Genomic DNA, 14,304 nt, shown 5'->3' on the forward strand with positions numbered 1-14,304 from the left:
CGGTCGGCACCGTCCCCCGTAGGGTTGCCGGAGGTTCGATCCATGTCCTAGGTCTCGAATCGACGGGGGGCGGATGACGTACGAGGCAGAGTATGAGAGGGAAGCCGGCGACCCGGGCGTCCCTCCCGCGTCCCTGTCCGACGACCCCGCACGACCCCTGTGGCGGCAACGCGACTTCGGGACCTTCTGGGTCGCGCAGACCCTCTCCTTTCTCGGGGACTCCTTCGCGCTGATCGCGCTGCCGCTGCTGGTGCTCCAGGCGACCGGTTCGATCGCGCGGATGGGGCTGCTCACGGCGGTCGGCGGGGCCGCCTCGGTGGTCGCGGCGGTGTTCGCGGGGGCCGTCGTCGACCGCGTCGACCGGCGCAAGCTGCTCATCGCCTGCGATCTCGTGCGGATGGTGCTGTACGGACTCGTCCCGCTGGTCTGGCTGTTCGGGCCGCAGATCTGGCTGCTCTACGTCGTCCTGCCGCTGTGCGAGGCCGTCGGCATGCTGTTCGCCGTCGGGTACGTCACGGTGGTGCGCGGTCTCGTCGGCACCGAGCGGCTCACCGAGGCCAACGGCCGGCTGAACGCCACCGCCGCCGCGGCCGGGGTGCTCGGCCCGCTGTGCGCCGGTCTGGTCGCCGCCTGGTCCGGCCCGGCCGCGGCCGTCGGCGTGGACGCGGCGAGCTTCGGCGTCTCCGCCGCCTGCCTGGCCTTCGTACGACTGCGCGGGCGGCCCGGGAAGGCCACCGAACGGTCGGGACTGTGGCGGGACCTGCGCACCGGGATCGACTTCCTCCGCGGCCACCCGGTGCTGCGCGCCCTGACGGCCCTGCTGTTCGTCTTCAGTTTCCTCACCCTCGGCCTGAACGACCTGGTCATCTACCACCTCAAGCACGACCTCGGCCACGACGACGGCACGGTCGGCACCGTCATGGCCGTCGGCGCGCTCGGCACGATCACCGGCGCCCTGCTGGTGGCCCGGGTCCGCCGCCGGCTCGGCTTCGGAGCGACCTGGACGGGATCGGTCGCCGTGTGCGGGCTCTCCTTCGCCGGGCTCGGCTGGGCGAAGGACGTCCCCGTCGTCGCCGCCCTCGCCGCGGCCTTCCTGGCCTGCGTCGGCATGGCCGGCACCTGCTCCATGTCGCTGCGCCAGGAGGTCACCCCGGAGCCGCTCCTCGGCCGCGTCACCTCCGCCTTCTGGACCCTCCAGTACGCGGCCGCCCCGATCGGCGCGGCCGTCCTCACCTGGGCCGCGGAGCGGCAGGGCACGACCCCGGTGAGCCTGGTCGCGGGCGCGTGCTGCGTACTGATCGCGGGCGCCGCGCTGTTCACGCCGGTCGGGCGCTCGGGCAGCCGCACCTGACCCGCCGACCCACCGCGCTTCATATCGTCGTAACGGTCACCCCGCAGGGTGGAACTCTGCGGCCCAGTAAGCCGATTCACCAGCCTGCCGTGCCCGGTCACCGGCGCCGCGTCCCGACTCTTGCGCCATGTCCATCATTGATTCCCTGCGGGGAACCTCACGCGCCCTGGCCGCCTCGGTCATGGCGCTGGCGTTCGTCGTCGCGGCACCGCACGGCGCGTTCGCCGCACCCGGTGACCTGGACGCCACGTTCGGCACCGGGGGCCGGGTCACCATCACCGCGTCCAGCTACGCCGAGGGCGAGGACGTGGCGGTCCAGCCCGACGGAAAGATCGTCTCGGTCGGTTGGCTCCAGGACCCCGAGTACCTCGACGCCGAGTTCGTCCTGACGCGGCACAACCCCGACGGCAGCGTCGACACTTCGTTCGGCGGTGGCGACGGCGAGGTGGTGACCGACTTCGAGAACGGCAACGACGTCGCCCAGAGGGTGGCGGTCCAGCCCGACGGGAAGATCGTCGTGGCCGGCCGACACCAGGAGACCGACGACGAGTTCGCGGGCTGCTGCTGGTTCACGGTGGCCCGCTACAACTCCGACGGCAGCGTCGACACGTCGTTCGGCGGTGGCGACGGGTGGGTGAGTCCCGGTCTGGCCGGCGGTGCGGAGGAAGCCGTCGGGGTCGCGGTGCAGCCCGACGGGAGGATCGTCGCCGGAGCCTACGCCGGCGGTTGGTTCGCGGTCCTGAGGTATCTGTCGGACGGGACCCCGGACAGCACCTTCGGCGGCGGTGACGGCCTGACCATGACCGCTTTCTCCGACACGGGCGGCGGCGGTGCGAGCGCGCAGGACATGGTCCTCCAGCCCAACGGGAAGATCGTCATGGCCGGCTCCGCGGGCGAGAGCTTCTTCGACTTCGCCGTGGCCCGCTACAACCCCGACGGCAGCCCGGACACCACCTTCAGCGGCGACGGCAAGGTCACCACCGACCTCGGCGGTTACAACTGGGGCGAGGCCGTGGCCGTCCAGTCGACGGGCAGGATCGTCGTCGGCGGGCAGAGCGCGGACCGCTTCGCGCTCGTGCGCTACAACGTCGACGGCAGCCGCGACACGGCCTTCGGCACCGGCGGAGTCGCCACCACGGACTTCGGCGGCACCGCCGGCGTGAACGACCTCGTCGTCCAGCCCGACGACCGGATCGTCGCGGCCGGCAGCGGGTCGCCCGGCGACTTCCTGCTCGCCCGCTTCAACGCCGACGGCACCCTCGACACCGGCTTCGGCACGGGCGGCCGCGCCACGACCGACTTCGGCGCGGGCGACCGGGCGAACGCCCTCGCCCTCCAGACCGACGGCAGGGCCATCGCATTCGGTGACGACATCAACGGCCGCCGCCTCATGGCCCGTTACCTCGGCGGCGTCGGCACCCCGCCCCCGCCGCCTCCGCCCGCCGGGGTCGACCTGTCGGTCACCAAGACCGGCACCGGCGCGGTCAGCATCGGCGACCGGGCCACGTTCACCGTGACGGTCGTCAACAACAGCACCACCACCTCGGCGACCGGCGTCACCCTCACCGACACGGTCACCGGCCCCGCCGCCACCGTCGTGTCGGCCACCCCGGGCCAGGGCACCTGCACCACCTCCGCCACCGGCGCGACCTGCGCCCTCGGCACCCTCGCGGCAGGCGCCCGCACCACCGTGACGGTCGTCGTCGAACCCAGGGCCACGGGAACCCTCACCGACCGGGCCACCGCGAGCGCGGCGCAGTCCGACCCGGACACCGCCAACAACACGGCCACGGCACCCACCACGGTCAACAACGCCCGCGGCTGCACCCGCATCGGCACCAGCGGCAACGACACGATGACCGGCACCGCCGGCACCGACGTCATGTGCGGTCTCGGCGGCGACGACACGATCAACGCCGGCTCCGGCACCGACACGGTGTACGGAGACTTCGGCAACGACCGCGTCGACGGCGGTCTGAACAACGACGTACTCACCGGCGGCCCGGGCAACGACACCCTGCTCGGCAACTCCGGGAACGACCGGCTCGACACCATCGACAACGTCGCGGCCAACGACACCGCCAACGGCGGTCCGGGCCTGGACACCTGTACGACGGACGCCGGGGACACACGGATCAGCTGTCCGTAGGCACCCGCCCCGTACCGGCCGGCACCCCTGGGATGCCGGCCGGTACGTTATCCGTTCACCCCCGTGTAGTGCCCGAGCGCCCACCGCCACAGCCCGCGGGCCCCCAGATACGCCACCAGCCCCAGCAGCGGCGAGGACGCGGCCAGCCAGTACGGAACGGCCGTGTCGTGGCCGGTGAGGACAGCCGCCGGGAAGTACGCGACGAACGCGAGCGGGAGGGCGAAGGTGAGAAAGCCGCCCACCGCCTTCGGCAGGACGTTCAGCGGGTAGCTGCCGAAGGTGCCGAGGAGTTCCTCCAGCCAGCGGCCCCAGTGGTCGGCGGCGGGGTAGCGCAGGCACGCGGAGGCGACGGCCGTGAACAGGGCCGCCTCCAGCAGCATGCCGCCGACGACCGCGGCGATCAGATACGAGACGCTGCCCGCCGAGAAGTCCAGGGTGCTGCGGCTGAGCGCGCCCGCCATCAGACCGGCCGCGACCGTCAGGTCACCGATCGCGTTGGTGGGGAAGTAGTCGAGCTGGACCTGGCGGTGCACCGGCATCGGGCGCAGGAGATAGATGTCGATCCGCCCCTCCTGGACCTGCCGGCCGATGAAATGCACCCGGCCCAGCAGCAGCACGAACAGACCGTGCGCGAGCATCCGGATCGCCGGGATGAGCAGTACGTCCCCGCTGTCCCAGCCGCCCATCCCGGTGAACCGGGCCAGCAGCACCGTCGCGAACACGATCACCGACATCTGCCAGATCGCGCCGATCGCGATGTTCAGCAGGAACTCCGTGCGGTACTCCATCGCGGCACGGATGTTGAGCAGCGAGATGCGCCGGACGATGCGCAGAGCCTTCAGCGACATCTCAGCCTCCCTGCGAGATCACACGTCGCGCGGCCCGCCGCCACACCCGGCGGGTGACCACCGCCAGCACCAGCACCCAGGCCGCCTGGACCGCCAATTGGGCGCCCGCGTCCGACAGTTCGATCCGGCCGACGTAGATCGACAACGGCACGCTCAGCGTCGCCTGGAAGGGCAGGAAGCCGCTCAGCGTGATGAACCAGTCCGGGAAGAACCACAGCGGCGCGTACACCCCGGACATCAGGTTCTGCGCGAAGATCAGGATCAGCATCGCGGAGTTGTTGCGGATGGTGAAGAAGCAGAGCTGGTCGAGCAGGAGCATGACGTAGTACAGGACCCACTGGCCCAGCAGCATGCTCAGCGCGAACACCCCGGCCACCGCGGCGGACGGCGGCGGCTCGACCACCCCCGCGGCCAGACAGCCGGCATAGCCGAACAGCGCCCACGCCAGGCCGTACAGCTGCTCGCCGAGGGCGCGCAGGGCGTAGTAGCGCTGGGGCGGCAGCGGGCGCAGGTACCAGTAGACGATCGTGCCGAAATGCATGTGCTGGATGACCGTGTCCCTGCCCGCGTACTGGTCCAGCTCCCGCAGCCGGGAGGCGAGCACGGCCAGGACGGCGTACGTCACCGCCTGTTCGCGGGTCAGTCCGGCGGTGGTGCCGGTGTGCGCGTACAGGCCGCGCCACAGCGACGCCACCAGGACCACCTGGACGGTCAGCCGCAGCAGGACGGCCGTCATCCGGGGCGGGGTGTGCAGCTCGCCGAGCGGGGTGACACGTGCCGCCCGCCAGCCGTGCAGGACGGAGGCCATCAGGATCCCTCCGCCGCGGGACCGGCATGCACGTACGCGGCCCGCATCACGTCCTCCAGGTCCGCCTCGTCCAGGGCGAGGTCCGTCACCTCGTATCGCTCGATGACCTGCTTCAGCGCCTGGTGCACGGTCGGCGCGTGAGGGCCGTCGGGACCGAACACCGCCTGCGGGCCCTCGCGGCGCAGCAGCGCGACGCCCGGCAGGCCGCCGACCTCGGTGTGCGGGTCGGCCAGCGTCACCCGCACCTGCCAGGTCGAGCCGAACCTGCGGCGGATCTCGTCGAGGGTGCCGTCCAGGACGAGCCGCCCGTGGTTGATCAGCACGACCCGCTCGGCGAGCCGCTCGACCTCCGTCATGTCGTGGGTGGTGAGCAGGACCGTACGGCCGCGCTCCGCCACCTGGTGCCGCAGGAACTCCCGCACCTGCTCCTTCACCACCACGTCCATGCCGATGGTCGGCTCGTCGAGGAAGACGACCGGCGGGTCGTGCAGCAGCGCCGCGGCCAGGTCGGAGCGCACGCGCTGGCCGAGGGAGAGATGACGGACCCGGGTGTCCCAGAAGGACGACAGGTCCAGCAGGTCGTCGAACTCCGCCAGCCGCGCCGCGTGTTCGGCCTTCGGGACCTCGTAGATGTCCCGCAGGATCGCGAACGACTCGCGCACCGGGAGGTCCCACCACAGCTGGGTGCGCTGCCCGAACACCGCGCCGATGTTGCGGGCGTTGCGCTCGCGTTCCTCGTACGGCACCACGCCCGCGACCCGGGCCTCGCCCGCGCTGGGCGTGAGGATGCCGGTGAGCATCTTGATGGTGGTGGACTTGCCGGCCCCGTTCGGGCCGAGCAGGGCGAGGAGTTCGCCGGGGGCGACGGAGAAGGTGACGTCGCAGACCGCGTGCTTGGCGACCCTCTCCGGGTTGACGAGTGAGCGGAGGGCGCCGCCGAGACCGGGGCGGCGGACGGTGGTGTGGAAGGTCCGGGACAGGCCGCGAACCTCGATGCTGCCACTCAAGGGGCATCAACTCCTATGCGCTGCGCGCAGGGTGCGGCCGGCCGGCGGGGCTGCCGGCCGGCCGCTGAACGGACGTGGGTCACCGGGCGGGTGCGAAGACGAACGAGAACTCCGCCGGCCCGGCCTTCAGGAAGTACTGCGGCAGCGGGCCCGGACCGCAGGACTGCGAGCCGATGCCGTGCTGGCCGTGGTCGAGGTTGACCCACACCGTGTCGCCCGGCACCAGATCGGTGAGATGTCGTGCGGCGTCCAGCTGCTCGCTGGTCCAGGGCCGTGCGCTGAACCAGAACTCCGGCTCGCCCTCGATCCGCAGCCCGCCGAGCTCCGCCCAGCGGACGTCGGACCGGGCGCCGTTCTCCTGCGGGCGGACGTACGGCGTCTGGAGTTCCTCGATGCTCGCCTCCCACCGCAGGAGCTTCGCCGCGGACTTGGTGTCCGGGTACGCCTCGCCGCCGCTGCCGAACCACGTCGCAGACCCGGTGACCGCGGCCGGCAGCCCGAGCCGCACGCCGAGCCGGGGCAGCGGCACCTTCCAGTCGCCCTCGGGCTTGACCGACACGGTCAGCCGCAGCCGTTCGCCGTCGGACGTCCACCGGTACACCGTGCGCAACGCCACGTCGCGGGCGGCGGGCGCCACCCGGGTCCGGACGGTCAGCGAGCCGGACTCCGCCTCCACACCGTCCAGCCGGTGCCGCATCCGGTGCAGGCCGAGCTGCCGCCACAGCACGCCCCACCGGGCGTCGTCCTGCCACGAGGCGCCGTCGTCGTTGTCGGTCGGGGCACGCCACACGTCCAGGCGCGGACCGGTGACGTCCACCCCGCCGACGGACAGCAGGGCACCGGTGGCCGCGTCGAAGGTGCCCGGGCCGAGCACGATCAGGTCGCCGTCGGCCGTGGGCCCGGCACCGGTGGCCGTGGCGAGGGGAGCACGCGGCTCGACCGTCCGCTGCGCCCACGCCACCTCGTGGCCCCGGCCCGCCCAGGAGGTGTCGGCCGCGAGGAGCGCCCGGACCGTCCAGCCGACCTCGGCCCCGTCGCCGTCGGGAGCGGTCGCCGGCAGCTTGACCTCCGCCGACTCACCCGGTGCGAGCGGCGGCACGGCCAGTGTGTGCGCCGCCGTGGACTCCCCGTCCACCTGGTAGGCGAACTCGAACTCCAGGTGCGAGAGGTCGGCGAAGTCGTACGCGTTCGTCACCCGTACGGCACCGTCGGCACCCTCGATCCGCACCGGCTCGATGACCTTCTTGTACTCGACGAGCCCGGGGGAGGGCCGCCGGTCCGGGAAGACCAGCCCGTCGCAGACGAAGTTGCCGTCGTGCAGTTCCTCGCCGAAGTCGCCGCCGTAGGCGAAGCCCAGCTCGGGGTGGCGGACGCCGTGGTCGATCCACTCCCAGATGAAGCCGCCCTGGAGCCGGTCGTGGCGCTCGAAGATCTGCTGGTAGTCCGCGATGCCGCCGGGCCCGTTGCCCATCGCGTGCCCGTACTCGCACTGGATGAAGGGCAGTTCGCGCCGCTTGCCGGTGCCACCGTCCAGGTGCTGCCCGATCCGCTCGACCTCGGCGTGGGAGGCGTACATCCGCGAGTACACGTCGGTGTCGCGGCAGTTCCAGTCGCCCTCGTAGTGCACCAGACGGGAGGCGTCCCGGCCGTGGATCCACTCGGCCATCGCGGTGAGCCCGCGCCCGGTACCGGCCTCGTTGCCCAGCGACCAGAAGACGATCGACGGATGGTTCTTGTCGCGCTCGACCATCCGGGCCGCGCGGTCCAGCAGGGCCGGGGTCCAGCGGTCGTCGTCGACGGGGTTGTCGCGCCAGCCCTGCTCGGTGAAGCCGTGGGTCTCCAGGTCGCACTCGTCGATGACCCACAGGCCGTACTCGTCGCACAGGTCGAGGAAGGCCGGGTGCGGCGGGTAGTGCGAGGTGCGCACCGCGTTGAGGTTGTGCCGCTTCATCAGCAGCACGTCCTCGCGCATGGTCCGAAGGTCCAGGGCGCGGCCCCGCTCGGGGTGCCACTCGTGCCGGTTGACGCCCTTGAACAGGATCGCCCTGCCGTTGACCTTGATCAGGCCGTCCGCCAGGGCGACCGTACGGAAGCCGATGCGCAGCGGCACCCGCTCGCCCGCGGTGACCAGCTCGCCGTCGTACAGCCTCGGCGTCTCCGCCGACCACGGATCGACGGCGACCGTGACCGGCTCACCGGTCGCGACATCGATGTCGAGGGCGGGCACGGACACCCGCCCGTCGACGTCGGAGTCGACGCGCAGGGTGCCCTCGCCCGTGGTGTGGTCGTAGGAGGCGTGCACGAAGAAGTCGCCCGCCGCGCCCACCGGGCGGTGCAGCAGGGTGACGTCACGGAAGATGCCGGGCAGCCACCACTGGTCCTGGTCCTCCAGGTAGGAGCCCGCCGACCACTGGTGCACACGGACGGCGAGCACGTTCCCGGCCGGCTTCAGCAGCGCGCCGACCGTGAACTCGTGGGGCAGGCGGGAGCCCTTGAACTCGCCGAGCTCGGTGCCGTTCAGCCAGACGCGGGCGCAGGACTCGACGCCGTCGAAGCGCAGCACGGCGTCGCCGTCGCCGAGGGCGGGCCAGTCGTCCGGCAGGTCGAAGACCCGCAGGTGGTCGCCCGTCGGGTTCTCCGTGGGGACGTGCGGCGGGTCCACCGGGAAGGGGTAGAGGTGGTTGGTGTAGATCGGCGCACCGAACGCGCCGTCGCCCTGGAGGACCCAGTGGCCGGGGACCGTGACCTCGGCCCAGTCCCCGGCGTCGTAGCCCTCCGCGGCGAAGGAGTCGTCCTCGGCGTCGGCGGTCGCCGACAGCCTGAAGCGCCAGTCCCCGTTCAGGGACAGGGACTTCGCGTCCGAGGCGGCGTACCAGGCGCGGGGCGCCAGGGCCCCGGCGCCGGGAGCGACGTCCTCGACGTAGTCGACGGTTCGGGTAGTGCGGAAAGACATCTGTCTCCTTGCTCAGCCCTTGATGCCGGTCTGTGCTATCCCCTGTACCAGCCAGCGCTGAAGGAAGAGGAACACGAACAACAAGGGCAGGATAGAAATCGCTGTCGCCATGAAGATCTGGTGGAACACGACCGTCTGGCCGGTCGTGTACGACGAGAGCGCGACCTGCACGGTCCACGCACCGGGGTCCTGGCCGATGACCAGCGGCCACAGGAATGAGTTCCAGCCGTTGATGAAGGTGATGGTGGCGATCGCGGCGAAGAAGTTCAGCGAGTTCGGCACCACGACACGCCAGTACGCGCCCCAGTAGCCGAGCCCGTCCACGCGCGCCGCCTCCTCCAGCTCCTTGGGGAACCCCAGGAAGTACTGCCGGAAGAGGAAGCAGGTGAAACCACTGAACAGGCCCGGGACGATGAGACCCCGGTAACTGTCCACCCAGCCGAGTGACGAGACCAGCACGAAACTGGGGACGAACGTCACGGCGGTCGGGACCATGAGGGTGCCCAGCACGACGTAGAACACCTTGTTGGCGTGCCGGTAGGGGATGCGGGCCAGGCCGTAGCCGGCCAGCGAGCACACCAGCAGGACGCCGGCGGTGTGCAGCACGGCGACGACCGTGGAGTTCCACAGCGACCGGGCGAAGGGCACCGAGGAGTCGTCGAACGGGGAGGTGATGTTGCCCCACTGGACGTCCGTGGGGAAGAAGGTCCAGTTCTCCCCGGTGATCTGGGCGTCCGTGGACAGCGCGTTGCGCACCAGGATGTAGAACGGCACCAGGAACAGCAGTGCGGCGACGCCGGTGGCGAGATACAGGCCGGTGCTGCCCATCACGCCACCGCGGCCGGTACGGCGGGCCTTGCCGTCCGGGGCGGGTTTGCGGATGCCGGGCGTGGTGGTGGTCACTTGGACTCGTCCCCCCTTCCGAAGCCCATGAGCCTGCCCTGGAACAGGGTCACGGCACAGATCAGCACGGTCAGGATCACGGCACCCGCGCTGCCGGCGCCGTAGTCCTGGTTCTCGCCCAGGGCCTTCAGATACAGCTCGACCAGCGGCGGGCGGCCCCAGGTCGTCTTGTCCAGCAGGTTGTAGAACTCGTCGAAGGCCTGGTAGGCGGCGACGAGCAGCAGCAGGATCACCGCGGTCGAGGTGGCCCGCAGCTGGGGCAGCGTGATGTACCGGAAGGTCTGCCAGCCCCGCTTGGCTCCGTCGATGGCCGCCGCCTCGTACAGCTCGGCCGGGATGTTCTGGAGCGCCGCGATGAAAAGGATCATGTAGAACCCGGACTGGAGCCACAGCCGGGCCGAGACGATGACCAGCCAGTACCAGGGCGGGTTGGGGTCGGCGAGCCAGGCGATGTTCTCGATGCCGAACCAGCCGAGGACCGTGTTCATCAGACCGAAGCGGACCCCGCTGAAGATGGACATCTTCCAGATCAGCGCCGCGGCGACATAGCTGACCGCGGTCGGCAGGAAGAACACCGACCGGAAGAACGCCCGCATGAACCTGAGCCGGTTCACCAGCAGCGCGAGGCCGAGCGAGAGCGCCCAGGTGGTGGGCACGATGAACGCGGCGAACACGGTGAAGGTGCCGAGCGAGCCGACGAAGTCGTCGTTCGTCAGCATGTGCCGGTAGTTGTCGAGGCCGATGAACTTCTCCGGCGTGACCGTGAACCGCGCCTCGAAGAAGCTGAGGTAGACGCTCCAGCCGATCGGGACGTAGATGAAGATCGCCAGCCCGATGAGGAACGGTCCGGTGAAGAGCCAGAAGTTGAAGGTGCTGTTGCCCCGCAGACCCCGCCGCGACCTGGCCGGGGAGGCCTTGGCCGGGGCGGGGCTCGCGAGGTCGAGCTCGGAGGTCGTCGACATGTCGTGGTCCGTCCGCCGGCCTATCCGAAGAGCTTCTTCAGCTCACGGCCGACGGCCGCGTCCGCCTTGTCGAGGGCGGCCTCGGGGTCGCCGCCCTTACGGACGCAGTTGGCGAAGACGTCCTCCAGCGCGGTGATCATGGCCTGGGTCCAGCCGATGTTGTCGAAGTGGCCGAACTCGTTGAAGAGCTTCACGCCCTCGGCCGGCAGCCCGGACTTCAGCTTGGTGGCCTGTTCGGCTATCGAGGTGCGCGGCGGGATGTGGAAGCCGTACGAGGTCGCCCAGTCCTCCTGGTACTCCTTCTGGTCGATCCACAGCCACTTCACGTACTCCTTGGCCGCGTCGACGTTCTTGCCCTTGGCGTTGACGAACATCGACCAGCCGCCGTTGTAGACCGAGGGCTTGCCGTCGGCGGTGACCTTCGGGAAGGGGAAGACGCCGACGTCGTCGCCGAGGGTCTGCTGGAACTGCGGCATCGCCCACATGCCGCAGAACTGCATCGCGCACAGGCCCTGGTTGAGGGCGGAGGGGTCCCAGTAGTCGGTCGGGGCGCCGAGCAGGAGGTCGCCGCTGGTGAACAGCGAGCGCATCTTCTTCAGACCCTCGACCACACCGTCGGTGTGGTAGGCGATCTGGTTCTTGTCGTCGAGGGTGTCGGCGCCCGCGGACCAGATCATCGGGTTGATGACGGCGTGCAGGTCGTTGCCGAGGTACAGACCCTTGACCTTGCCGGTGGTGAGCTTGGCGGCGGCCTCGATCAGCTCGTCGAGGGTCTCGGGGACCTTCACGCCCGCCTTCTCGAAGAGCGAGGGGCGGTAGAAGAAGAACTGCGGGTCGTCGATCATGCGGACGCCGTACGTCTTCCCGTCGACCGTGTGCGAGGCGATGTCGGCCGGGTTGAAGTCGTCCTTGACCGGTTCGACGATGTCGGTCAGGTCCGCGACCTGCCCGCTCCTGACCATCTGGATCTGTGGGTGGAACTCGAAGAGGTCGGGCGCGTTGTCGGTGAGCAGCGTCGCGAAGAGCTTGTTCTCGAAGTCGGCGGCGGTGATCCACTGGGTGGTCACGTTCGCGTCCTTGTAGGCCTTGGCGTACTTCTTGACGGCCTGCTCGGTGCCGGCCTCGCCGTAGGCGTGGAAGTACTGGGTGAGGCTGACGCCCGAACCGGACCCGCCGCCGCGCCCGTTGTTTCCGCCGCACGCGGCGAGTCCGCCGGCGGCGGCCAGACCCAACGCGGCCCGCAGTGCGGTTCGGCGGCTGAAGTTGCTGTTGCTCGGTGCCGACATGGTGACGTCCTTGTCTCGAGTACGGCTGCGGTGCGGGACGTTAACCTTCGGCTAAGGCTTCGGCAAGGGGTTGGACGAAGTCTGCACGAAGCGTTGTGCAACGTTCGGAATACCGGACGTGAGGGGGTTGCGGACCGCCGCACCGGGGACCCGCAACCCCCTTGGTGGGTACGGTAGTTACCGGCGCAGCCAGACCTGGTTGGCGCCGCCGTTGCAGCTGTAGAGGCCCACCTTGCTGCCGTCGGCCGTCGCCTGCCCGCCGACGTCGAGGCACTTGCCCGAAGCCTCGCTGACGATCTGCCCGTTGGAGTTCAGCAGCCACCGCTGCCCGGCGTCACCGGCGAAGCCGGCCGTCGTCGCGAGCCCCGAACTCCCCGCCGTCAGATAGCCGTCGGGGCCCTTCAGCGCACCCCGGCGGTCGTACGACCACCCCTGCCCGGCCGCGCCCGCGCAGGCGCCGATCACCGCGCCCGAGGCGTCGGCGGTCAGGCACTTGCCCGACTGCTCGCCCTGCCAGGCACCGGTCACGGCCGAGGCGGCGGCGTACGGCTTCTGGTCGAGGACGTACGTCGTGATGGAGCGGGCCGGCAGTGCCGCGGACACCGTGCCGCCCTTCACCGAGGGCCGCGCGACCTTCGCCCAGTTCTCGTCGGCCGACGTACGGACCGCCTCGACCGCCCGCAGCGGCGACCCGCTGTTGAAGTGCAGGTCGAGGTCGGTGCCGGTGGTGTTGTGGTTGTTGACCACGACGACCCACTTGCCGTTCCGGTCGTAGACGGAGGCCTCCACACCGTCCGGCAGGCCCGTGACGTTGTGCATGACCGAGCCCGGCTTCACGAACTTGCTGTACTGGCCGAGCGCGTAGTACCGCTTGGTGAAGTACAGCGTCTGATTGCCGTTCCTCGCGTAGTCCGGGTCGTAGTAGATCAGGCCGTCGTTCCAGCCCTGGTCGTTCCTGGCGAGCGGATCGGAGCCGATCATCTCCGACAGCGCGACCCACCAGTGGAACGCCGAGTCGTGCGCGGTCGCGAAGTCCTTGTAGATGATCCGGGACAGGTTCAGACCGCCGTCGATCGTCGGGTCGTACTCCTGCGCCCAGCCCGTGCCGCCCTTGCCGAAGCAGCAGATCTCCGTCGACCAGGAGGTCCCGCCCACCGACTTCGAAGTCTCGTACACCTTCGCGCGGTTGGCGTCGGAGGGGTTGTCGTACGTGTGGTGGGCCAGCTTGTCGACGTACTGCGCGGTGCCCGGCTCGTTGATCCAGCGCGGCACCTCGTCGTTGAACTTCACGGTGCTGGTCGACTCGTCGGCGATGATGCCGGTCCGCTGCCCCCGCGCCCGCTGCTCGGCGCCGAGCGCCCGCACGATGTCGTCGCGCTGCGGGACGTCGACGAGCATGCCCTCCTGGCCGCAGGAGTCGAAGCTGTTCGTCGGCTCGTTGAAGGGGCTGATGTAGTCGAACCTCACGCCCTGCTTCGCGAAGTGGTCGGTGACGTCGGCGACGTACTTCGCGAAGTCCTGCTCGTTCTCGGCCTTCAGATGGCCGCCGCAGCTCAAGCCGTTGGTCTTCCACTCGGCGGGCGCGCTGTTGACGAAGCCGATCAGATCCTCGACGCCGTACTTCGCGGCGGCGTACAGGAACGTACGGCCGGCCTTGTCCTTGCTCCAGTCGTACGTGCCGTCGGCGCCCCGGAAGTCCTCGGGGGCGCGCGGCGCGTAGGTCACGCCCGTGCCGCCACCGCCGATGTTGTAGCGGTAGGCGCTCAGGTCCAGGCCGTCGGGGGCGAACAGCAGCCTGGCCACCCGGGCCCGGACCTTCGGGTCGAAGTTCTTCAGGTCGTTGACCCACCAGGCGCCGGAGGCACCGATGTTGTCGATGGCCTGCGCTGCGTGCGGGGAGACCTCGGCCGCCGGAGCGGCGGCGGCGCCCGCGGGCGGGGCGGATATCAGAGGGCCCGTGACGGCCAGCGCTGCGGCGGCCGTCAGCAGGACCGATCTGCGGGGGTGGGGGTTGGAGCGGGGGAGAGTCACGTGCAT

Annotated in this window: 10 protein-coding genes; 2 read left to right on the forward strand and 8 right to left on the reverse strand. The window is 70.4% G+C overall.

Annotated features, from left to right (window positions below; genetic code table 11):
* The first annotated feature begins 73 nt into the window (after window positions 1-73).
* Both PGH47_RS33650 and PGH47_RS33655 read left to right on the forward strand, forming a co-directional pair.
* Window positions 74-1,351, forward strand: a complete 1,278-nt coding sequence (locus PGH47_RS33650) for an MFS transporter (RefSeq protein ID WP_271666517.1) — start codon at window positions 74-76, stop codon at window positions 1,349-1,351.
* A gap of 127 nt (window positions 1,352-1,478) precedes the next feature.
* Window positions 1,479-3,500 carry a calcium-binding protein gene (locus tag PGH47_RS33655; protein WP_271666518.1) on the forward strand — a complete coding sequence of 674 codons (2,022 nt, stop codon included), beginning with the start codon at window positions 1,479-1,481 and terminating at the stop codon, window positions 3,498-3,500.
* A gap of 47 nt (window positions 3,501-3,547) precedes the next feature.
* On the opposite strand, the gene PGH47_RS33660 is transcribed toward PGH47_RS33655, so the two are convergent.
* The 8 genes from PGH47_RS33660 to PGH47_RS33695 all read right to left on the reverse strand — a co-directional run bounded on the left by PGH47_RS33660 (window position 3,548) and on the right by PGH47_RS33695 (window position 14,304).
* Window positions 3,548-4,348 (reverse strand): ABC transporter permease, encoded by an 801-nt coding sequence (locus PGH47_RS33660; RefSeq protein WP_271666519.1) that lies wholly within the window; start codon window positions 4,346-4,348, stop codon window positions 3,548-3,550.
* A 1-nt stretch (window position 4,349) separates the two neighbouring features.
* Window positions 4,350-5,156 carry an ABC-2 family transporter protein gene (locus PGH47_RS33665; protein ID WP_271666520.1) on the reverse strand — a complete coding sequence of 269 codons (807 nt, stop codon included), beginning with the start codon at window positions 5,154-5,156 and terminating at the stop codon, window positions 4,350-4,352.
* Entirely contained in the window at window positions 5,156-6,163 is a 1,008-nt protein-coding gene (locus tag PGH47_RS33670; protein ID WP_271666521.1) for an ABC transporter ATP-binding protein, read from the reverse strand. Before PGH47_RS33670 ends, PGH47_RS33665 begins: the two co-directional genes overlap by 1 nt.
* A 79-nt stretch (window positions 6,164-6,242) precedes the next feature.
* A complete protein-coding gene (locus tag PGH47_RS33675) occupies window positions 6,243-9,116 on the reverse strand; it encodes a glycoside hydrolase family 2 TIM barrel-domain containing protein (protein WP_271666522.1) in 2,874 nt (957 codons plus the stop codon).
* A 12-nt stretch (window positions 9,117-9,128) separates the two neighbouring features.
* A complete protein-coding gene (locus PGH47_RS33680) occupies window positions 9,129-10,019 on the reverse strand; it encodes a carbohydrate ABC transporter permease (protein WP_376054125.1) in 891 nt (296 codons plus the stop codon).
* Window positions 10,016-10,981, reverse strand: a complete 966-nt coding sequence (locus PGH47_RS33685) for a carbohydrate ABC transporter permease (protein WP_125525485.1) — start codon at window positions 10,979-10,981, stop codon at window positions 10,016-10,018. Before PGH47_RS33685 ends, PGH47_RS33680 begins: the two co-directional genes overlap by 4 nt.
* A gap of 20 nt (window positions 10,982-11,001) precedes the next feature.
* On the reverse strand, window positions 11,002-12,267 hold the full coding sequence (locus PGH47_RS33690) for an ABC transporter substrate-binding protein (RefSeq protein WP_271666523.1): 1,266 nt from the start codon (window positions 12,265-12,267) through the stop codon (window positions 11,002-11,004).
* 177 nt (window positions 12,268-12,444) lie between these two features.
* Window positions 12,445-14,304 carry a glycoside hydrolase gene (locus tag PGH47_RS33695; RefSeq protein WP_271666524.1) on the reverse strand — a complete coding sequence of 620 codons (1,860 nt, stop codon included), beginning with the start codon at window positions 14,302-14,304 and terminating at the stop codon, window positions 12,445-12,447.

Source organism: Streptomyces sp. HUAS 31 (genome assembly GCF_028198125.1).
GTDB classification, from domain to species: Bacteria; Actinomycetota; Actinomycetes; order Streptomycetales; family Streptomycetaceae; genus Streptomyces; species Streptomyces chartreusis.